The following is a 21,831-nucleotide window of genomic DNA, read 5'->3' on the forward strand; positions in this document are numbered from 1 at the left end:
TCAGAAAGGTCTTCGGTAGCTTTCAATAATTTGCTGGCGCCGAAAACAGGTCGCACTATGGTCATTGACCATGCCACAGGCTTGCATATGCGCATAGATGATAGTCGAACCAATAAACTTAAAGCCGCGGCGTTTTAAATCAGCACTAAAGGCGTCTGATTCGGGGCTACGCGCTGCATAGTCAGTTAATTGCCGTGGTTCATTAACGATGGGTTGATGGCCAACAAAGGCCCACTGGTAAGCACTAAAGCTGCCAAACTCGCGTTGCACTTCTAAAAAACGAGCGGCATTGTTAATGGTGGCGCGAATTTTTAATTGGTTGCGAATAATACCGGCATTTTGTAGCAAGGCTTGAACCTGTGTCTCATCAAACGCCGCCACCTTAACTGCATCAAAATCAGCAAAGGCTTGGCGATAATTATCACGTTTTTTAAGTATGGTGTACCAACTCAAACCCGCTTGCGCTGCTTCTAGCGTTAAAAATTCAAACAGTTTTGTATCATCAAATAGCGGCACGCCCCATTCACTATCATGATAGGCCACATAATCAGGCTTACTCATATCTAACCATGGGCAACGACACATTAACTGGCTGACTCAATTAACAATTGACTGGATAATTCTTGCAGGCTGGGGATATCAAATTTAAAGGCGATTTTCTTTAAGTTTTTTTGTTCTTGAAGTAAGTCAGCGGCTAACACGTTTTGCGTTTGCAACCAGCTTAGCGGTAAATCTAATTTTAAGGTTTGTGCACCAGCCTCGGCGAGTAGGTCGGGAAGAAAATCGTCACGGCGCTTTTGATTTAGCAGTACAGCTAAACGCAGGATAATTAACAAGTTAATCACCTTGGATAATTCAAATAAACTAAAGTAGGGCAGTTCATCGGCGCGAATTTTTCGGCGATGAAAGCGCACTAAACAGGCTAATAAGTTTTGCTGCTCTTGGTTAAAGCCAGGCAAGTTGGCGTTTTGCAAAATGTAGGCAGAGTGTTTTTGCACACCAGATGAGTTGATATGTAGCCCTATTTCCGCCACGGTGGCCGCGAAACTTAACAGCAGCGCATCTTCCTCATTTAGTTGCCAGCTGTCTTTTACTTGTGTAACCAAGGCTAAAGCGGTGCTACGAACCCGCTGTGCTTGCGCTTGATCGATGTCGTAGCGCTGCACCAGGCTTTGCATGGTTTGTTCACGTATATCCAAATGCTGCATCCGATCGCTCATTTCATAGAGCACCCCTTCGCGTAGGGCTGCGTCAACGTAAACCAGTTGTTCTATGTGTAACATCTGAAACGCCGCAATCAAAATACTCAACGCAGAGCAAAGCAGCAGTTTGCGATCATCGGTTAAACCGGGTAAATCTAAGTCTTGGCAGTTTTCAAACTTTAACAAGTAATTACGCAGTTGCAGTAAGTGCGCTAACTCTAGCGCGTTAGTACTCCAGCCAAAGCCAACCACGATATCGCGAATGGTTTTGACGGAACCCGAAGTACCCACCGCTTGTTGCCAACCCACGGTGCGAAAACTGTTAACGATAGGTTCGAGTTCTTGCTCGGCTTGCACAATGGCGCGATTAAAACGACGGCTGCTAATTTTACCTTGCGGGAATAAACTTTTACCGTAACTGACGCAGCCCATATTGCGGCTACTTAAACGCAACGGTTGCTCGGCCTCACCCAAGGCGAACTCGGTGCTGCCACCACCAATATCAATCACTAAACGACGGCCACTAAAGTGTTCAAAGTGCGCGACGCCCTGATAAATAAAGCGGGCTTCTTCTTGCCCTGAGATCACTTCAATCGGGAACGGGAACAAGGTTTTGGCACGACGTAAAAACGTGGCAGAGTTTTTCGCGCGGCGTAGTGTGTAAGTTGCAATCACGCGCACCGATTGCGGGGCAAAGGGTTGCAGCGTATCCGCAAATTGGCGCAGCACATTTAAGCCGCGCTCTATCGCATCTTCACTTAGCACCAAATCATCACTTAAGCCTTCAGCCAATTGCACCTTTTGTTTTTCGCGATGCAGTAATTGGATGTCACCTTTTACAATTCGGGCAATCACCATATGAAAACTGTTAGAGCCTAAATCGACGGCGGCTATATAGGGCGCTTGGCCTTGTTCTTGTTCAGTTGTTGTTGTCAATGCTCGGAATCAACCTGTTTAATTAGCTGTTGGGCCTGTGCCGCAAAGATGTCATAGATATTCTGTTGCGAACGAATATTACGCTTGTTGCCGCGTTTAACATAGGTGTTGGTTTGTTTTGCGTCAATATTGCGGGCTTTAACGTTATCACGCCATTGCATATCTAAAGTGGCGATCACTGTTTGTTTAATCTTAGCATCAAACAGCGGCACGCCCACCTCAACGCGTTGATCGATATTGCGAGTCATCCAGTCGGCTGAGGAAATATAGACATCAGTATCCCCGCCATTATGAAACACATACACCCGAGCATGCTCTAAAAACCGATCTAAAATACTGATGATCTTGATATTTTGGCTCATACCAGGTATGCCTGGGACTAATGAACACATACCCCGAATAATCATGCGAATTTTCACACCGGCTTGGCTGGCGCGATACAGTAATTGCACAATTTCTTCATCGACCAAGTTATTGGCTTTAAGAAAGATCTCGGATTTGCGACCACTGATGGCGAAATCAATCTCGCGTTGAATTAGCAACATCAACTTGGGGCGACTCCACGTGGGTGACACAATAAGATGTTTAAATTGGAACGGGCGATACGAATATTGAATAAACTCGAAGACCTGTTCAATTTCCGCTGTAATTTCCGGATGACAGGTAAATAAGCTCATATCGGTATAGATTCGGGCCGTTTTCTCATTAAAATTACCGGTACCGATATGACCATAGCGCACCGCTTTGCCTTTTTCTTGGCGGGTAATTAAACAGATCTTGGAGTGGATCTTCAGCGTGGTTTGCCCAAAAATCACTTCAATACCCGATTCGGTCATGCGCCGCGCCCAGTTGATATTATTTTCTTCATCAAAGCGGGCTTTTAATTCCACCACCACTGTGACTTTTTTACCGTTTCGCACCGCATCTAACAACGAGTGGATCACTCGAGAATGCTTGGCTACTCGGTACATAGTGATTTTAATATGGCTTACCTTCGGGTCGAACGAGGCCTGTCGTACCCACTCGGTAAAATAACCAAAGCTATGGTAGGGGTAGTACAGCAAAATATCGCTATTTTTGATGGCATCAAAGGTGGTGGGATGCTGCTCAAATTCGACGCTGGGTAGCGGCGGTAGCGGCGGGAACTCCATGCTTTGATGGCCTAAATTGGGAAAACCAATAAAATCTTTAAAATTGCGATAACGGCTACCGGCAATCAACGCATCCGCGGAGCTTGTGCCTAATTGTTTGGTCAGCACTTTAAGCATTTGCTCTGGCATGGCGGCGTCATACACCAAACGTGTGGGCTCAGACTTTAAGCGTTGCCGGATCCCCTTGGACATTTTATCAATCAGGCTTTGATCAAGAGTGTCACTGATATTGTATTCGGCATCGCGGGTCAGTTTCAGTGAAAAAGCGCAGATGTGCTCAAACTCAAAAAAGCCTTGAAATAAATCAGCAATACAATGATTGATAATATCGTCTAATAACAAAATTTGCCGGCGATAATGGCCGTTCTTTTTCCGAGTATTGAGATGTAAGGGTAATTCAATAAAGCGTGATACTTCAGCGGTAGGCACTTGCACGATGGCGTATTCAGGCTTGCTCTGACCGGTCATTTCAACCAATAAATAGGTGGTGTTATCTTCTAAAATCTTACTTAAAGAGGCATCAGCGCTGGAGAGAATAATCGGTGAAATGTGTTTTTTCACTTCGCTATTAAAATAGCTACGCACCCAGCCAGACTGTAATTCGGTGAGTTTGCTATCATCGATTAACTCGATATTGTGTTTGCGCAGTTCTAGCTGAATATCTAAGTAGATTTTGTTGAATTGTTTACCCAGTTCTAACACGCGATTTTGAATTTCGCCTAGCAATTGCTCTGCGTCTTCGTGCTCCCACGTTTGGTATTTTTTCAAGAGGATGCGCCGTTTCACATCGGCCACACGCACCCGAAAAAATTCATCGAGGTTATTAGAGTAAATACCTAAAAAGCGTAAACGCTCAATCGGTGGGTTTCGGGTGTCGGCGGCTTCTTGCAACACCCGGCCGTTAAATGCCAGCCAGCTTAACTCTCGTGCATAAAGCGGATAATCTTCCGTTTTCGCTGGTAGGATGGTTTGTTCCATTAAATTTTGCTCCTGCTTACTTCCTGCAAAGCACACTATGTCAGTTTAATGACAACACGATGACATCCGCACGGCATCGTGAAAATAACGGATTACTCCAAATCAACGACGATATCGGTCGCTATCCCTTCGAGTGCTTCGATAACATCATCCCGATGCAAGCCAGCAGGCAGTTGCACGGTCGCTTCAGCATGAAATAGCGGTACGCCCCAATTCGGTGCGCTTTGTTTATTGCTTTCAAAGGCAATAATATTAGCGCCTTTATGGCTTAAAATAGCCGATAATTCCCGCACAATGCCAGGTCTGTCGTTACCGGTAATCACAAAACGAATTTGCTGATTTTTATCGAGTTCAATGTGTTCGCCGTGCTGTACACGAATATCCAGATCCGTCAGTTGCTGCAAACTTGCGGTTAATTGCGCGAGATCTGGCTCTGCCACTTCAATTTGCACTATACCGGCAAAGTAACCGGCCAAATGGCTTAGGTTACTGGCCATCCAGTTACCTTGATTATCGTTGATGACTTTTGCGAGTTGCTCAACTAAACCGGCTTTATCTTTACCGATCACGGTAAGTACTAACTGCTTCATTCTGTTATTCCTCATTAGGTCCGGTTTGGGTAAGTATTTATAGCCGCTGCTTAACGCCCGATTAATGCTGTAATATGTATTTAAGCAGCGCAGTAAACAAGATTTGCCACGGTAAGGTCAACACCCCCATGGTAAAATCTGTCGAATACTTGTTATAGAGTGTAGCTGCAAGCAGATGGTTTTAAAGTAAATACTAAATTTTTATTTGGGGTTGCTGCTTAGGCACGTTAAGATTGCAACTCATCTGGACTAGGTTCGATAGCAATGGATACCCTGCGCATGCGCTTAAGCCACCTCTGTAGTGTGCTGTTATTAGTGATTACACCCTTGGTGTGTAGCACTGAAACTCGACCGAATAGTGTTAGCCAAACCGCAAGCTTAACTGGCACCTTATCCAGCACCGGTTCTGACACCTTGCATAATATGATGATGGTTTGGCGGCGTGAATTCGTGCTGAAACATCCGCAATTAAATATTCAAATTCAAAGTAGTGGTTCGGCTACCGCCCCTGTCGCTTTGGTTGAAGGCACCGCCAATCTTGGGCCGATGAGCCGCGTCATGTTAACGGCTGAACAAGATCGTTTTCGCCGTCGTTTTGGCTATGAAGCCTATGCTGTGCCTGTTGCACTGGATATGCTGGCAATTTATGTGCATCAAGATAACCCGTTACAACAAATCAGTATGGCGCAGCTTGAAGCAATTTTTTCGCAAAATCGGCGTTGTGCGCTTCATTCTGCGATCACGCGTTGGGGCGATTTGGGTTTAGCGGGGCGATGGCAGCAACGATCTATTGCCGCCTATGGTCGTAATCCAGCGTCAGGGACTTATGCTTTTTTTCGGCAAAAGGCGCTTTGTAACGACGATTTTCAGCAAAAAGTCGCGCAGCTAGCGGGCGCTGCTGCTGTAGTTAGGTCGGTAAGTTTAAGTGAGAACGGCCTAGGTTACTCTGGGGTGGGGCAGCAGATTGCTGGGGTAAAAATGTTGGCGATCAGTCAAGGCCCAGAAGAAGCGGCCATTATGCCTAGTCCGGATAATGCCTTATCTGGGGCTTACCCGTTGGCTCGGTTACTCTATATTTATGTTAATAAAGCCCCTAATCAGCCGTTAGCTGCAGCCGAGCGCGAATTTTTCCGCTTTATTTTATCCGCAGCGGGGCAGCAGCTGTTAGAAAGTGATGGCTTAGTGCCAATCCCTTTACCCTTGAGACAGCAAGTGTTTGAGGATTTAGGCTTATGACGCCTAACTCAGAAAAGCCTACAGGCAGTCATTTACCGAATGCGCAGCAACGTCAGCAACGTAGTCGCCATCGGCGTTGGTTAGACCGTGGCTGGCATGCGTTAATCACCTTGGCTGGGGTCAGTGTGATCGCCACGTTATTGGCCATTTTTGTTTATTTGTTGCTAGAAGTGCTGCCATTGTTTAAACCGGTATCGGCTCAGTTACAGCCGCATGTTGCTAGCACGCCCCCACCGGCATTAATGCTACCCGGTATAGCCGATGACGATTTTGCTATGGCTGCTGCAAAAGCGGGTTTTGCCGCTGACTTTCAGTTAATTGATGGGTTAAAGCGCGTCATTATACTCGCTAAACGCGATGGCGAAGCCTGTGTGTTGCTGCGTGCGGCATTGTCACAAGGCTGTCAGCAGCGTTTATCTCTTACTGATCGCACGGTGCAGTTAACCGCCGCCACTTGGTTAGCAGGCCAACAAAGCTTAATTACCGGCGATAGCAGTGGCCAATTAAAACAATGGTATTTGATTGCTGATGCGGCGGGGCAACTTCGCTTGAGTTGGGTTAAACCATTTAGCCAGCAAGCTGCGGCTATTGTCGCTATTGCTGCCGAACGAGGCCGTCGTGGCTTTGCAGTATTAGATGCTAACGGTGGCCTCAGTGTGTTTTATAGTGCGTTAAGTTCAGCTATTTGGCAGGCACAGTATGCAACTTTCTCCTTGGCGCAGAAAGGCGTGACCGAATTACGTTTTACCCCTAATAATGACGGTTTGTGGCTGCTCAGCGCGCAGCAGGCCGATGGCTTTTTAGCCATTAATAATCGACATCCCGAAATTTCATGGCGTACGCTGTGGCAAAAAGTCTGGTACGAAAGTTGGCAACAACCCGAATATGTTTGGCAAAGCGGTGGGGGTTATGAGCTTTATCAAGGTAAATACTCTTTGGTACCCTTAACCATCGGTACCCTAAAAGCGGCTTTTTATGCGTTATTGGTGGCGGTACCCTTAGCTGTCTTGGCCGCCATTTTTAGTGTGTGCTTTTTGCAAGAGCCGGTTCGCAGCCGCTTAAGTAGCATGATTGAACTGATGGCGTTATTTCCTACCGTCATTATTGGCTTTTTAGCGGCTATTTGGCTGGCCCCAGCCTTAGAGCAACATTTGCTCTCTTTATTACTGTATTTACTGTTAGTGCCGGCGGCTGTTTGGGCATTGGCCTATTATTGGCATTATTTACCCCGCCGTTGGCAGCATTTAAATAGCAGTGGTGCCACGTTAATACTGATGAGTGCGATATTGCTGATTGGTGCCTGGGTGGCGTTGGGTTTAGGCTCTTGGTTTGAAAGCTTACTGTTTGAAGACAGCTTACGTTTTTGGTTAGATCAACAAGGCGTAGATTATCAGCAGCGTAATGCTTTAGTGATTGGTCTGGCGATGGGTTTTGCCGTGCTACCGGTCATTTATACAGTAAGCTACGATGCTTTAGCACAAATTCCGCAACAACTGACGGCCGGTGCCTATGCGCTGGGGGCCAATCAATGGCAAATTGTACGGCGAATTATGTTACCGGTGGCGATGCCCGGGTTTCTAGCGGCCGTGATGTTGGGGTTAAGTCGTGCCATTGGTGAAACGATGATTATTTTGATGGCGACCGGCAATAACCCCATCACCAATTTTAATCTGTTCGAAGGGCTGCGCAGTTTAACGGCCACGCTGACCATCGAACTCCCCGAAGCTGCGGTCGACAGCAGCCATTATCGCGTGTTGTTTTTAGTGGCTATTTTGTTGTTTGTTTTCACCTTTGCTGCAAATACCTTAGCTGACTTAGTGCGCCAACGTTTACGCCGTAATTTACAGAGGTTGGAATAATGAGCACGAATCGGCAGCCCGGGCGGCGACTCTATTTCTTTTCGGCATTAGCCACCGCTTTAACGCTACTCACGTTTTTTTTATTGTGTTTGTTAATTTTAAGCCGTGGTTTACGGTTATTTTGGCCAGCCGAAGTCGTGCAGTTTCAATACCCCATCTCAGGCCAAATGCAGCAAGTGTTTGGTGAGGTGGTGTCTCGCCAGCAAGTTAATGCTGAGCAACTTGCTGCTGCGGGCCTACCGAGCCACAGCCAGGCACAGCGTGTGTTAATCAAACAAGGCCAGATGGCAGGGCAAACGGCGTTTCGTTGGTATTGGCAGCATTTGAGCCACGATTGGCAAACGCCGGCGCAGCTAAGTTTGCTGCGGCATTTTAGCCAAGGCGAGTTTTATGGTGTCGTGACGCAAGAGAATGCGACTGAACTGCAATTACGCTTAAGCGATAACAGCAGCAGAACCTTTCAGCGTCGCGATATTGAACGGGTGATTTCACCCAATCAGTTGTCGTTATGGGGTAAGTTGCAACTGTTTGCGGCGCAGTGGTGGCAGTTTTTGAGTACTGAACCTCGGCAAGCAAATAGCGCGGGCGGGATCTTACCGGCCATTATGGGTACGGTATTATCGGTATTATTAATGGCTTTGTTAGTTGCGCCGATTGGTATTATGGCGGGTATTTATTTACATGAATATGCCAAAGATGGCCGCTTAGTGCGTTTGGTGCGACTCAGTGTACACAACCTTGCTGGGGTGCCCTCTGTGGTATTTGGCGTGTTTGCGTTAGGTTTTTTTGTTTATGTGTTAGGTGGCAGTATTGATCAGTTGTTTTACGCGGAACAACTCCCTCAAGCGACTTTTGGCACCCCCGGCTTGCTATGGGTATCCCTGACCCTAGCATTATTAACCTTACCCGTGGTGATTGTCGCCACAGAAGAGGGGCTGGCACGCATACCCCAAAGTTTGCGCTTAGGTGGTTATGCCTTAGGTGCGACCAAAGCGGAAGTATTACGTAAGCTTATTTTACCGGTTGCTATTCCTGCCATGATCACGGGTGTGGTGCTGGCGATGTCACGTGCCGCCGGCGAGGTTGCTCCGTTAATTTTTGTTGGGGTGGTGAAATACGCACCGGTATTACCACTGCGGAGCGAATGGCCGTTTGTGCAGCTTGATCAGCAAATTATGAGCTTGGGTTTGCAAATTTATGATGTTGGCTTGCAAAGCTCGAATGCCGACGCAGCTGAGCCTCGGGTGTACGCTATTACTCTGGTGTTGCTGTTATTAATTGGTAGCCTGAATTTATTAGCGATGCGCTTACGCCGTTACTATCGGGCAAAGACACGCAGTCAGGGTGCTTAAAAATACGTCTTAGTTTCATAAAAGTGTCATAAATGAGGAATACAATGGCCGCATTAACGGATGTCAGTACGAAAATGTCAGCACAAAACTTGTCGGTCAGTTTGGCCGGTAAAACAGTGCTGGATCAAATCAGTTTAGACATTCCGGCTAATCGTGTCACGGCGCTGATTGGGCCATCCGGTTGTGGCAAATCAACGTTATTGCGAAGCTTCAATCGCATGAATGAACTGCTTGATGATGCCAGCACCGAAGGGCAGGTGTTGCTAGATGAATTGAATATTTATCAAGCGGGTGTCGATTTAGCCGAGTTACGTCGACGGGTTGGCATTGTGTTTCAAAAACCCAATCCGTTTCCATTGTCGGTGTATGAAAATGTCGCTTTTGGCTTGCGTTTGCAGGGGATTAACAGTGCTAGGCAGTTAGACGAGTTAATCGCCGCGGCCTTACAAAAAGCCGCACTTTGGCATGAAGTGAAAGATCGTTTATATGACAATGCGTTGACCTTATCGGGTGGTCAACAGCAGCGGCTAGTGATTGCCCGTGCTATTGCCATTGAGCCCGAGGTGTTGTTATTGGATGAACCGGCTTCAGCGTTGGATCCGATTTCAACCCTAAAAATTGAAGAATTGCTGTATGAGTTAAAGCAGCAATACACCATCGTTATAGTGACACACAATATGCAGCAGGCGGCGCGGGTATCGGATTTTACTGCGTTTATGAATTTAGGGCAGTTGGTTGAGTTTGATGCCACCAACAAGATCTTTACCGATCCACGCCAGCCGCAAACAGAAGATTATATTACTGGGCGGTTCGGTTAACTGAATTGCTTTGGCTAAGCCAGAATAGGACCACGGAGACTAACAGGATGGATAAATTAAATTTATCGAAGCATATTTCCAGCCAGTTCAACGAAGAATTGGAGCAAATTAGAAATCATGTGATGTCGATGGGCGGCCTAATTGAGCGGCAACTTTATGATGCCTTAGCCGCCATTGCCAATAGCGATAGTGAATTGGCACAGCAGGTTATTGCCAATGATCTGAAGGTCAATGACTGGGAATTACAGATAGATAAAGAATGTACCCGAGTGATTGCCAAGCGTCAGCCTGCTGCTAGCGATCTGCGCTTAATAATGGCGATATTAAAAAGCATTAACGATTTAGAGCGGATCGGTGATGAAACACGGCGTATTGCCAAAGTGGCGCTGGAGTCTTTTAACAGTGATCAACAAGACTTGCTGGTAAACTTAGACAATCTGGGGCGGCATGTCGCGCAAATGTTGCACGATGTGTTAGATGCTTTTGCTCGAATGGACGTTGAAGCAGCCTTAACCGTGCATAAAGAAGATAAAAAAGTGGATCGTGAATACGAAGCGATTACGCGGCAATTAATGACCTACATGATTGAAGATCCGCGCTCTATTCCTAAAGTGATGAACGTGTTGTGGTCGGCTCGCTCGTTAGAACGCATTGGCGATCGCTGTAAGAACTTGTCGGAATACATTATTTTCTTTGTTAAAGGTAAGGTTGTTAGACATGCCAGCCACGAAAAACTCGAGCAGGAAGTTCGTGGCGACTAACTCTTAGTCAAATGTTATGCCGTGCCTCTGCTGGTATTCTAGCAGGGGCATTTTTTTTGAAACGACATTTCATTTTTATTACTTTGGCATTGCGGTTACAATGTTCGCCGACTACAGTCACTTAACATCAATGAGGCCCTCTATGCCCGCTAATACTTTTTTGTCCGTATTTGCCAAATCGCCAATAAAGCCGATTGAAGAGCATATTCGCAAAGTACACCAAGCCAGTGAGCAATTACTGCCATTCTTTGCGGCGGTTTATCAAAAAGATTGGACCCAGGCAGCGGAAGTGCGTAAGAGCATCGTTGCATTTGAAAAAGATGCTGATCGCTTAAAACGTGAAATTCGGATTAACTTACCGCGAGGTTTGTTTTTACCCGTTGACCGCACCGATATTTTAGAATTGGTATCGCAACAAGATAAAATTGCTAATAAAGCAAAAGATATTTCTGGCCGCGTGTTGGGGCGTGAATTAGAAATTCCTGAAACAATCCAAACTGAATTTACTGCTTATGTGCAGCGTTGTATTGATGCCACTGAGATGGCTTCTCAGGTAATTAATGAACTAGATGAATTGCTGGAAACGGGCTTTCGTGGCCGTGAAGTTAATCTAGTGATTAAGATGGTCGAGCAATTGGATGCTATCGAGCACGATACCGATGAAATGCAAATTAAATTACGTAAGAAGTTGCGGCTAGCCGAGAAGGATCTTAACCCAGTCGATGTGATGTTTTTATATCGCACACTGGAATGGTTGGGCGATTTAGCAGATGTCGCCTTACGTGTTGGTTCCCGTCTTGAAATTATGCTAGCCCGCTAACCTTATAGGTAATTTTTTATGGCAATTTTAGAATCTTACGGCCTGATCCTGATTATTTTGGCTGCAGTATTTGGCTTTTTTATGGCTTACGGTGTCGGTGCCAATGACGTGGCAAATGCCATGGGTACCTCTGTTGGCTCTAAAGCCCTCACGATTAAACAAGCTATCTTGATTGCAGCGATATTTGAATTCGCTGGCGCCTACTTAGCAGGCGGTTCTGTTACCTCAACGATCCGCTCGGGTATTATTGATGCCGGTTACTTTGCCGATACACCTGAATTTATGGTGTTTGGTATGATCGCTGCTTTATTAGCTGCCGGTACCTGGTTGCTAGCGGCGTCTTACTTTGGTTGGCCAGTCTCCACCACCCACTCGATTATCGGTGCTATTATCGGTTTTGCTTTAGTTGCTGCTGGCACTGAAGCCGTGCAATGGAATAAAGTCAGTGGCATCGTTGGTAGCTGGGTAGTGACACCCATGTTGGCGGGGGTCTTGGCTTATTTAATCTTTATGAGTGCGCAACGCTTAATTTTTGATACCGATAATCCTTTAGAAAACGCCAAGCGTTATGTACCTTTCTATATGTTTTTCGCCGGTTTAATGATGACCTTGGTTACCGTGCAAAAAGGCTTAAAGCATGTTGGTTTAGATATTTCTACCGCCAATGGTATTTATATTTCGATTGCCGTCGGTGTGGTTGTAGCGGTTATTGGTAAGATCGCCATTTCGCGTATTCAAATTGACCCTGAAGCCGACAAAGAGATGCACTACAACAACGTAGAGCGTATTTTCGGTATTTTAATGATTACCACCGCATGTTGTATGGCCTTTGCACACGGCTCGAACGATGTGGCGAATGCTATCGGCCCAGTGGCAGCGGTAGTCAGTGTGGTGACCTCTGGCGGTGAAATTGCGGCTAAAGCAACGTTAGCCGTGTGGGTGTTGCCTTTAGGTGCCATCGGTATCGTTATTGGTTTAGCGACTTTAGGTGCTCGGGTTATTAAAACAATTGGTACAGCGATTACGCATTTAACACCCAGCCGTGGTTTTGCGGCAGAGCTGTCTGCTGCTTCTACCGTGGTTATTGCTTCGGGTGCGGGTTTACCTATCTCTACCACGCAAACCTTAGTAGGTGCTGTACTCGGCGTGGGTTTAGCACGGGGTATTGCGGCCTTAAACCTGGGGGTAGTGCGTAATATCTTTATTTCTTGGGTTATTACCTTACCGGTCGGCGCAGGTTTGGCCATCGTGTTCTTCTACATCTTAAAAGCGATTTTCAGTTAAACTTTTGTGTTAGCTGCGACAGCAGGGCTGTCGCAGCTAACATAGCCAGTCTTGTCTGCCTGCACCTTATATTTCTTTCATCATGCCACTGATGCTAATTGCTTAAATCGATTAAAAAAGGTAAGTTTTAGCAATTCGATTGTAGCGAAAGGTTAAGCATGAAACGTCTGCCCAGTATTAAACAATTACAGTATTTACTCGCCTTGCATGAGCATCAGCATTTTGGCCGTGCTGCCGATGCTTGCTATGTTGGGCAATCGACACTCAGCGCGGCCATTGCCAGTTTAGAGGAGACCATGGAAACGCAATTATTAGAGCGTGACCATAAAACTTTTATTTTCACCGCCCTAGGTGAAGATGTTGTTAGGCTGGCACGTCATATTATTGAGCAATGCGAAGAGCTAACCGATTTTGCTAAATCTCAGGGTAAACCGATGACCGGGCCTTTTCGGTTGGGTTGTATCCCGACTATTGCGCCCTTTGTGCTGGGTGAAGTCATGACACTGTGCCGTGAGCGTTTTCCCGAGTTGCAGCTATTATTGCGTGAAGACACTTCAGATAACTCGTTGCATGCGTTAAGTGAAGGCCGCCTAGATATGGTGTTGCTGGCGCTACCCTATGAAACGGGCGTATTGCACACGGAAGTACTGCAACAAGACGCGTTTAATCTAGTGCTGCATAAGGATTGGCAAGATCGCGGTTTTAATCAAGATATTAACCAATGGCCGGATGAGAGTATCTTCTTGTTAGAGCGCGAGCATTGTTTAACGGGTCATGCGGTAAAAGCCTGTGAATTAGAAGACAGCCGTAAGGTGAATCCTTTTTTCGCTACCAGCTTACATACCCTTACGCAAATGGTGAATAACAAACTGGGGGTGACCTTTATGCCGCAGATGGCGATTAATAGTGGTGTTTTAGAGGGCACCGAGTTAATCAGTCAGCCGGCTTCTGCAGGGCAGGCATATCGGGATATCGGCGTTGCGTGGCGTCCAACGTCAAGTAAAGCGCGTAGTTATCAGCAAATGGCCGCGTTAATCGGTGAAGTGCTGGTAAAAAAGTGTCGAGCAAGGGCTTGTTGACGTTTGCTGTTTAGATTTTGTTCGTTTGGCGGTGTTTTGATCGCGAAACGAGGAGTGCAGTTTAGTTATTCTAAATAAACGACGAGAGAAGCTACCGCGTCCTGCTCTCGCCCCTGACCTACATCCATGTAGGCCACAAAGAACAAAGCATCGCCAGACGAACCCTTCGGGCAGCGTGTGGCTGGCATTTCTACTGCGTTATACGAAATATATCCTATATTTCGCCTTTGGCCAGCAGAGGTGTTCCCGTTTGTTCCAGACAAACGGGTCGCTTGTTTATGTAGAATAACTACACGGCACAAGCTCTGCCTTGTATAAATACCAGCCACTCAGCTGCAAAAACAACCATCAAATGTCAACAAGCCCTGGATAAATTTGCTAACATAGCGCCGCCGGATTTGGCCGGTAAAGCCAAGGACAACGCTATGTTAGTGAAAGATTTTAGTTTTGAGTTACCTGAACATCTAATTGCCAGTCAACCACAGGCTGAGCGCTCAGCCAGTCGTTTACTGGCCATGCAGCGCCAAACGGGTGAACTGCACCATCATATCTTCAAAGAACTGCTTGATTTGCTTAACCCTGGGGATTTGTTAGTGTTTAACAACACACGCGTGATCCCCGCCCGTTTGTTTGGTCAAAAAGCCTCAGGCGGCCAGGTTGAAGTGTTGGTCGAACGTGTCTTGGACCAACAGCGTTTTTTAGCGCATATTCGTGCCAGTAAAGCGCCAAAACCCGGCACAGAATTATTGTTAGAAAATTCCGCTAAAGTGCTGATGCGTCAACGGCACGATACCTTATTTGAATTAGAGTTACTGGGTGATGAGCCGGTATTTGCCATGCTAGACAGGCTAGGACATATGCCGTTACCCCCTTACATTGCGCGCCCTGATACCGAAGAAGATAAAGCCCGTTATCAAACGGTGTATAACAAAAAACCCGGTGCCGTGGCTGCACCTACAGCAGGTTTACACTTTGACCAGCCCTTGTTAGATCAATTAGCGGCCAAAGGCGTGCAATTTGCTTTTGTGACTTTGCATGTTGGCGCCGGTACTTTTCAGCCGGTACGCGTTGATTCGGTGCTAGAGCATAAAATGCATGCTGAATATATTGAAGTGGAGCAAGAGGTGGTGGATGCCGTTGCAGCATGTAAAGCGCGCGGCAATCGGGTAGTAGCCGTCGGTACTACCTCAGTGCGTTCGCTTGAATCCGCTGCGGCACAGCATGGCGGTCAGCTGCAACCTTACAGTGGCGATACCCAAATTTTTATTTACCCGGGTTATCGCTTTCAAGTCATTGATGCACTAATCACCAACTTTCATTTACCCGAATCGACACTGATTATGCTGGTGTCCGCCTTTAGTAGCCAACAACATGTATTACAGGCTTATAAAACGGCTATTGCAGAGCAATATCGCTTTTATTCCTATGGCGACGCGATGTTTATTAGTTAAGCCGCTGGCTGAATACTGCTATAATGGCCGCCGATTGCGCGCGGCCATATTGCGGCAAAACGCTAATAATGACGAGCCGGACTGTTTTTCCGGCCAGAAGAGGTAAATTTTGAAATTTGAATTACTTGCTACTGACGGTAAAGCCCGTCGTGGCCAACTTATTTTTGATCGTGGTGTGGTGGATACCCCTGCCTTTATGCCCGTGGGGACTTACGGCACGGTAAAAGGCATGACACCAGAAGAGTTAGATGCCACCGGTGCGCAAATTTGCTTAGGTAACACCTTTCACTTAATGCTGCGTCCGGGCACTGACATTATTAAGTTACACGGTGACCTGCATGATTTTATGCATTGGCATAAACCCATCTTAACTGACTCAGGCGGTTTTCAGGTATTTAGCCTTGGCGAACTGCGCAAAATCACCGAAGAAGGCGTTAAGTTCCGCTCGCCGCTAAATGGCGAACGCATCATGTTAACGCCAGAACGCTCAATGGAAGTGCAGCGCGATCTGGGTTCAGATATTGTGATGATCTTTGATGAATGTACGCCATATCCGGCTACCGAGCCACAAGCTCGTAAGTCCATGGAATTATCGCTGCGCTGGGCGAAACGTTCAAAAGATGCGCATGGCGATAACCCGTCAGCGTTGTTTGGTATTATCCAAGGTGGCATGTATCCGCATTTGCGAGACATTTCATTAGCCGGTTTAGAAGAGATTGGTTTTGACGGCTATGCCATCGGCGGTTTATCGGTAGGTGAACCCAAAGCCGATATGATTAATATTCTGAACCACACCACTGATAAAATGCCAGCGAACAAACCGCGTTATTTAATGGGCGTAGGCAAACCAGAAGACTTAGTTGAAGCGGTACGCCGTGGCGTGGATATGTTTGATTGCGTCATGCCGACACGCAATGCGCGTAATGGTCATTTGTTTGTTAGTGATGGCGTGATTAAAATCCGCAACGCCAAGCATAAAACCGATACCGCGCCGTTAGACAAAGACTGTGATTGTTACACGTGTAAAAATTATTCTCGGGCCTATTTACATCATTTAGATCGTTGCAACGAGATTTTAGGCGCGCGTTTAAACACCATTCATAACCTGCATCATTATCAGAAGCTGATGCAGGGATTGCGCGCAGCTATTGCCGCTGGTAACTTGTCAGCCTTTGTAGCAGAATTTTACGCAAAAAGAAGTATGCCAGTACCATCGCTGGACGCAGAATTAACAGAATAACTGATTTTAACATTAAGGGGACAACCATGAGTTTATTCATTAACCAAGCCTATGCCGATACCGCTGCCGCACCACAAGGTGGTGGTTGGGATTTAATTATTATGTTGTTGGCGTTTGGTTTGATTTTTTACTTTTTAATCTACCGCCCACAAGCCAAGCGTGTAAAAGAACATCGCAACCTGATGTCGGCTTTAGGTAAAGGTGATGAAGTGCTGACGCAAGGCGGTATTGTCGGTCGCATTACTAAAATTGCGGAAGATAAAGACTTTGTCGTTGTGGCATTAAATGACAGTACTGAAGTCACAGTACAAAAATCCGCTATCAGTGCGGTATTACCTAAGGGTACTTTAAAGTCGTTATAAGCGGCACTGCTAACGAAAGGATGTATTCGTGTTAAACCAAAATCCGCTCTGGCGGTACCTGGTCGTTATCGGGGTACTGCTACTGGCATTAGTTTACGCAATGCCAAATTTATACCCGGAAGATCCGGCGCTGAATATTAATGCAACCCGTGGGGGCGTGGTGTTAGAAAGCACTCGCCAACAGTTAGAGCAAAGCTTTATCAGTGAAGGTGTTACGCCAAAATCGGTAACACTGGAAAATGGTCAGGTGTTAGCGCGCTTTCAATCTGCTGAAGATCAGCTGCGAGCGCGGCAAATTGCCATTAATTTATTGGGTACTGTTAACTATGTTACGGCATTAAACTTAGTGCCCACCACCCCCGGTTGGCTGGCTGGCATTGGTGCAACACCAATGAAGTTAGGCTTAGATTTACGTGGTGGTGTGCATTTTTTAATGGCCGTAGACATGAAAGCGGCCATTGATAAAAACATCAATGACATGGTGGGTGCGTTTCGTGCCGACTTACGTGAAGCTAAAGTGCGCTACCGTTCAGTTTCTGCAGATGTTGAACGCGGCATGGTGCAACTGCAATTGCGCTCAGCGGAAGATGTGCAAGCGGCTCGCTCGGCCTTAGGCAAACTGGACCGTGAGTTAGTGTTTACTGACGGCCCTGCTGAATTTAGCCTACAAGTGACCTTAAGCGAAATCCGTCTGCGCGAAATTCGTGAATACGCACTTGAGCAGAACATCACCATTATCCGTAATCGGGTGAATGAAATTGGGGTAGCTGAGCCGCTGGTACAGCGTCAAGGCGCTGATCGTATTATAGTGCAATTACCTGGCGTACAAGATCCGGCGCAAGCTAAAGAGATTTTGGGCGCAACGGCAACACTCGAGTTTCGTTTAGTCGACGAGCAAGGTGACTTAGGTGCGGCCTTGAATGGTCGTTTACCACCCGGTTCAGGTTTGTATTATGACCGCAGTGGCCAACCTTTCTTACTGGAAAACCGCGTGATGCTGACCGGTGAGCACATCACCAATGCCAGCTCAAGTTACGATGAAATGGGCCAGCCACAGGTTAACATTTCTCTGGATGCACAAGGCGGTAATTTACTTTCAACCTCGACCCGTGATTCGATTGGTCGACGTATGGCTACCGTGTTTATTGAATACAAGCCCGGTGAGCAATTACAAGCTGATGGCACGCCTGTGTTGATTAAGCAGGAAGAAGTGATCAATGCCGCGACCATTCAAGCGCGCTTGGGTCGCAGTTTCCGCATTACCGGTATTGGTAACCCTGCTGAAGCACAAAATCTCGCCTTGTTACTGCGTGCCGGTGCACTGATTGCACCTACGCAAATCATCGAAGAACGCACCATAGGGCCAAGCCTCGGTCAGGAAAATATCGATTTAGGTATGACGGCCATTATGTGGGGTATGGTGGTGGTCTTAATCTTTATGGTGATTTACTACCGTGTGTTCGGTTTAATTGCTAACTTGGCGTTGGTCGCTAACCTGGTGTTAATTATTGGCTTTATGTCGATGATCCCCGGTGCCACCCTAACTTTACCGGGTATGGCGGGTATTGTGTTAACTGTCGGTATGGCCGTTGATGCTAACGTACTGATATTTGAACGGATCCGTGAAGAAATTGCCGAAGGCCGCTCGATTCAACAAGCGATCCATCAAGGCTATGACCGTGCTTTTGCGACAATCGCTGACTCGAATATCACCACATTATTAGTGGCCCTGATCCTGTTTGGAATTGGTACTGGTCCAGTGAAAGGCTTCGCCATCACTTTAGCTATCGGTATTTTAACCTCGATCTTTACTTCAGTAGTGGGTACCCGCTTGCTGGTTAATTCAATCTGGGGCGGCCGTCGCGTACAGTCGTTACCGATGTAAGGAGCTTGGTGTGAGAATATTTAGTTTTAACGAACCTCTCAATTTCATGCGCTTTAAGATGCCAGCGCTGATGCTGTCTATCGTGTTACTGCTAAGCTCGTTTGGCTTGTTGTTCACAAAAGGCATCAATTGGGGGCTGGATTTTACCGGCGGTACGGTTATCGAAGTGGGTTACACCCAAAACGCTGATCTGACCCAAGTGCGTGCCATTTTAGCCGAACGCGGTTATGCCGATGCGGTAGTGCAATATTTTGGCTCAAGCCAAGACGTTGCGATACGTATTGCACCAAGAGAAGGGGTAGAGCAAAGCCGGATCTCGAATGAGATTATGGCGGCGTTATCCGAAACCTCTGCTACGCCGATTGAAATGCGTCGTATTGAATTTGTTGGCCCTTCGGTGGGTGACGAATTAAAAGAGCAGGGTGGCTTAGCCATGCTGACGGCGTTAATTGGTATCTTGTTGTACGTGGGGATGCGCTTTGAGTGGCGCTTGTCATTAGGCGCCGTATTAGCGTTGGGACACGATGTCATTATTACCTTGGGTCTTTTCTCCTTGTTACAACTTGAGTTTGACCTGACGGTACTGGCGGCGATTCTAGCGCTGATTGGTTACTCAATTAACGATACTATCGTGGTGTTTGACCGGATCCGGGAAAGTTTCCGCAAATTACGTGATAGCACGCCGGAAGAAACCGTCAATGACGCAGTAACCTCAACATTAAACCGTACGGTTGTTACGTCGTTAACCACGATTATTGTATTGATTGTGTTGTTTTACATGGGTGGCGCCTTGATCCATAACTTTGCCACTGCACTGTTATTTGGTATCGCCATTGGTACTTACTCTTCTATCTTTGTGGCCAGTGGTATTGCGGTACAACTGGGCTTAAACCGCGATGATATGTTACCACCACCACCACCTGAGAAAGAAGGTGAAGGTACCGAACCGTTAATGTAATTTCGCGAAATCTGTGTTAAAAATGCCAGTCAATGACTGGCATTTTTTATGGGTAAAATATGAGTAAGCAACATGCTGCAGGCTTTATCGCACTGGTTGAAGCCGCCAAACAACAGATCAAAGAAATCAGTATCGATGAGCTTTTAGCTCATGAACAGCCATATGTATTGTTAGATATTCGAGAAGATCACGAATGGCAACAGGGGCACTTTCCTGAAGCGATGCATCTGGGCAAAGGGATTATTGAGCGTGATATTGAGCAAACTGTTGCCGATAAAAAACAAAAAATTGTACTGTATTGTGGTGGCGGTTACCGCTCTGCTTTAGCGGCGTTAACCCTGCAGCAGATGGGCTATCAACAGGTGTTCAGCTTGGCGGGTGGGTTTCGTGAATGGCAAGAGCGTCAGTTACCGCTGATTAAGCCTTTATGATTAAGCCTTGAATGCATGCCATGGCGCAGCATACACTGTCGCCATAGCCTGTGTTTTAGCGTTACTCGGCAATTTGCTGTGATGCTGGCGAGGGGGCTTGGCCTGATGACAGACGTAACATTTGTAAGTCTTTGCCACTAGGGTGCTGGTAAACACGTAATCCAAACTCGGGCAAGATCGCGAACAGATGATCGAAAATATCCGCTTGGATCCCTTCATAGGCAACCCAAGCAATGGTATTGGTAAAACAATAGATCTCCAGTGGCAAGCCTTCTGGGGTGGGCGCTAATTGGCGCGTCATCATGGTCATGTCTTGATGCACATGCGGATGACTTTTTAGATACTGCGTAACATAAGCGCGGAAAGTGCCCAAATTGGTAATACGCCGAGTATTCACCGGCTCGCGACCTTGCTCTTTGAGTTCAGCATTCCACGCCGCAATATCAGCCTGCTTATCGCTAATATATTGAGTTAATAACCGAAAACGACAGAGCTTTTTGATTTGCTCTTCTGATAAAAAATGCACGCTTTGTTGATCGAGCATTAAGCTACGTTTAATGCGTCGGCCGCCAGAGTCTTGCATGCCACGCCAGTTTTTAAACGGATCGGTCATAAAGCGGCGTGTGGGGATAGTCGTGATGGTTTTATCCCAGTTTTGTATTTTTACCGTATGTAGGGCGATATCAATAACATTACCATCGGCATGCAGTTGTGGCATTTCAACCCAGTCACCCACGCGGATCACGTCGTTAGAAGAGATTTGCACACTGGCCACTAACGATAAGATGGTGTCTTGGAAAATCAGCATCAGTACTGCGGCCATCGCACCCAGGCCAGACAGTAAAATCAAAGGTGAGCGGTCGAACAACGAGGCAATCATCAAAATCACCGCGACCGCGTAAATCACAATTTTCAGCAGTTGGATATAGCCTTTAATCGGCTTACTGCGTGCATCTTCGCGTCGGGCGTATAAAGAGTTAATCAGCGTTAACAGATTACTCAGCGCAATAGCGATAGTCAGCACAATAAAGGCGTTAGTCACGTTAATGGTAACCTGCACCAGCAGTTCGGGTAAAAGCGGTACACGATTGACTAAGGTCGATATAACCAGCGCAGGAACCACATTGGAAAGCCGATTAACAAAACGAAAATCTAAGCCGCGTTGTTCACACTGACTTTTCTTTAAACCTAATAAACTGAAGACGCTGCGTAGCAGAATATGCTTAACCAAAAAATTGGCTAGCCAAGAAAGTGATAATAGAATCGCGATGCCTAACCACATGGCAAGGTGAGGATTGGCCTCTGACCAGGATTTTATCGAGGCGACAGTACTAATGATTTCTTGCATGCTAAACCTTTTACTGGCTGAGAGAAGGAGGCTGAAGCGTCCAGCTTAGTCAGGCTGTGAGCAGGCCTGTGAGCAGTGCAACCATCAGCG

Annotated in this window: 19 protein-coding genes; 14 read left to right on the forward strand and 5 right to left on the reverse strand. The window is 46.7% G+C overall.

The window, feature by feature from the left end:
• The 4 genes from ACUJFL_RS04065 to ACUJFL_RS04080 form a co-directional block, all read right to left on the reverse strand.
• The gene (locus ACUJFL_RS04065; protein WP_445428572.1) at window positions 1-585 is read right to left on the reverse strand and encodes a DNA-3-methyladenine glycosylase I; all 585 of its coding nucleotides are present in this window, start codon (window positions 583-585) and stop codon (window positions 1-3) included.
• Window positions 585-2,138: a Ppx/GppA phosphatase family protein gene (locus tag ACUJFL_RS04070; RefSeq protein WP_445428573.1), complete on the reverse strand. Its 1,554-nt coding sequence runs from the start codon at window positions 2,136-2,138 to the stop codon at window positions 585-587. Before ACUJFL_RS04070 ends, ACUJFL_RS04065 begins: the two co-directional genes overlap by 1 nt.
• Window positions 2,135-4,267: a polyphosphate kinase 1 gene (ppk1, locus tag ACUJFL_RS04075; protein WP_445428574.1), complete on the reverse strand. Its 2,133-nt coding sequence runs from the start codon at window positions 4,265-4,267 to the stop codon at window positions 2,135-2,137. The genes ACUJFL_RS04070 and ppk1 overlap by 4 nt, the downstream gene beginning before the upstream one ends.
• A 92-nt stretch (window positions 4,268-4,359) precedes the next feature.
• Window positions 4,360-4,857, reverse strand: coding sequence for a glycine cleavage system protein R (locus ACUJFL_RS04080; protein ID WP_226749463.1), 498 nt, complete (start codon window positions 4,855-4,857; stop codon window positions 4,360-4,362).
• A gap of 264 nt (window positions 4,858-5,121) precedes the next feature.
• Between ACUJFL_RS04080 and ACUJFL_RS04085 the strand changes: the two genes are divergently transcribed.
• From ACUJFL_RS04085 to ACUJFL_RS04150, 14 genes are all read left to right on the forward strand, one after another.
• Window positions 5,122-6,093, forward strand: coding sequence for a PstS family phosphate ABC transporter substrate-binding protein (locus tag ACUJFL_RS04085; protein ID WP_445428575.1), 972 nt, complete (start codon window positions 5,122-5,124; stop codon window positions 6,091-6,093).
• Window positions 6,090-7,952 carry an ABC transporter permease subunit gene (locus ACUJFL_RS04090; protein ID WP_445428576.1) on the forward strand — a complete coding sequence of 621 codons (1,863 nt, stop codon included), beginning with the start codon at window positions 6,090-6,092 and terminating at the stop codon, window positions 7,950-7,952. Before ACUJFL_RS04085 ends, ACUJFL_RS04090 begins: the two co-directional genes overlap by 4 nt.
• On the forward strand, window positions 7,952-9,304 hold the full coding sequence (gene pstA / locus ACUJFL_RS04095; protein WP_445428577.1) for a phosphate ABC transporter permease PstA: 1,353 nt from the start codon (window positions 7,952-7,954) through the stop codon (window positions 9,302-9,304). The genes ACUJFL_RS04090 and pstA overlap by 1 nt, the downstream gene beginning before the upstream one ends.
• 44 nt (window positions 9,305-9,348) lie before the next feature.
• Complete coding sequence (gene pstB, locus ACUJFL_RS04100; RefSeq protein WP_445428578.1) at window positions 9,349-10,122, forward strand: phosphate ABC transporter ATP-binding protein PstB; 774 nt, start codon at window positions 9,349-9,351, stop codon at window positions 10,120-10,122.
• 47 nt (window positions 10,123-10,169) lie between these two features.
• Entirely contained in the window at window positions 10,170-10,883 is a 714-nt protein-coding gene (gene phoU / locus ACUJFL_RS04105) for a phosphate signaling complex protein PhoU (protein WP_226749467.1), read from the forward strand.
• A gap of 142 nt (window positions 10,884-11,025) precedes the next feature.
• On the forward strand, window positions 11,026-11,703 hold the full coding sequence (locus ACUJFL_RS04110; RefSeq protein ID WP_226749468.1) for a TIGR00153 family protein: 678 nt from the start codon (window positions 11,026-11,028) through the stop codon (window positions 11,701-11,703).
• Window positions 11,704-11,721: 18 nt separating this feature from the next.
• On the forward strand, window positions 11,722-12,987 hold the full coding sequence (locus ACUJFL_RS04115; RefSeq protein ID WP_226749469.1) for an inorganic phosphate transporter: 1,266 nt from the start codon (window positions 11,722-11,724) through the stop codon (window positions 12,985-12,987).
• Between the two features lie 158 nt (window positions 12,988-13,145).
• Complete coding sequence (locus ACUJFL_RS04120) at window positions 13,146-14,066, forward strand: hydrogen peroxide-inducible genes activator (protein WP_226749470.1); 921 nt, start codon at window positions 13,146-13,148, stop codon at window positions 14,064-14,066.
• 425 nt (window positions 14,067-14,491) lie between these two features.
• Window positions 14,492-15,517, forward strand: a complete 1,026-nt coding sequence (gene queA, locus ACUJFL_RS04125) for a tRNA preQ1(34) S-adenosylmethionine ribosyltransferase-isomerase QueA (RefSeq protein ID WP_226749471.1) — start codon at window positions 14,492-14,494, stop codon at window positions 15,515-15,517.
• 109 nt (window positions 15,518-15,626) lie between these two features.
• A complete protein-coding gene (gene tgt, locus ACUJFL_RS04130; protein ID WP_226749472.1) occupies window positions 15,627-16,757 on the forward strand; it encodes a tRNA guanosine(34) transglycosylase Tgt in 1,131 nt (376 codons plus the stop codon).
• A 26-nt stretch (window positions 16,758-16,783) separates the two neighbouring features.
• A complete protein-coding gene (yajC, locus tag ACUJFL_RS04135) occupies window positions 16,784-17,119 on the forward strand; it encodes a preprotein translocase subunit YajC (protein ID WP_226749473.1) in 336 nt (111 codons plus the stop codon).
• A gap of 28 nt (window positions 17,120-17,147) precedes the next feature.
• The gene (gene secD, locus ACUJFL_RS04140; protein ID WP_445428579.1) at window positions 17,148-19,004 is read left to right on the forward strand and encodes a protein translocase subunit SecD; all 1,857 of its coding nucleotides are present in this window, start codon (window positions 17,148-17,150) and stop codon (window positions 19,002-19,004) included.
• Window positions 19,005-19,014: 10 nt separating this feature from the next.
• Window positions 19,015-19,962 carry a protein translocase subunit SecF gene (gene secF, locus ACUJFL_RS04145; protein ID WP_226749475.1) on the forward strand — a complete coding sequence of 316 codons (948 nt, stop codon included), beginning with the start codon at window positions 19,015-19,017 and terminating at the stop codon, window positions 19,960-19,962.
• Window positions 19,963-20,021: 59 nt separating this feature from the next.
• On the forward strand, window positions 20,022-20,393 hold the full coding sequence (locus ACUJFL_RS04150) for a rhodanese-like domain-containing protein (RefSeq protein ID WP_226749476.1): 372 nt from the start codon (window positions 20,022-20,024) through the stop codon (window positions 20,391-20,393).
• A 61-nt stretch (window positions 20,394-20,454) separates the two neighbouring features.
• Here the strand turns inward: ACUJFL_RS04150 and ACUJFL_RS04155 are convergent, their stop codons facing one another.
• A complete protein-coding gene (locus ACUJFL_RS04155; RefSeq protein ID WP_226749477.1) occupies window positions 20,455-21,741 on the reverse strand; it encodes a mechanosensitive ion channel family protein in 1,287 nt (428 codons plus the stop codon).
• Window positions 21,742-21,831: the final 90 nt, after the last annotated feature.

Source organism: Alishewanella sp. HL-SH05 (assembly GCF_052655985.1).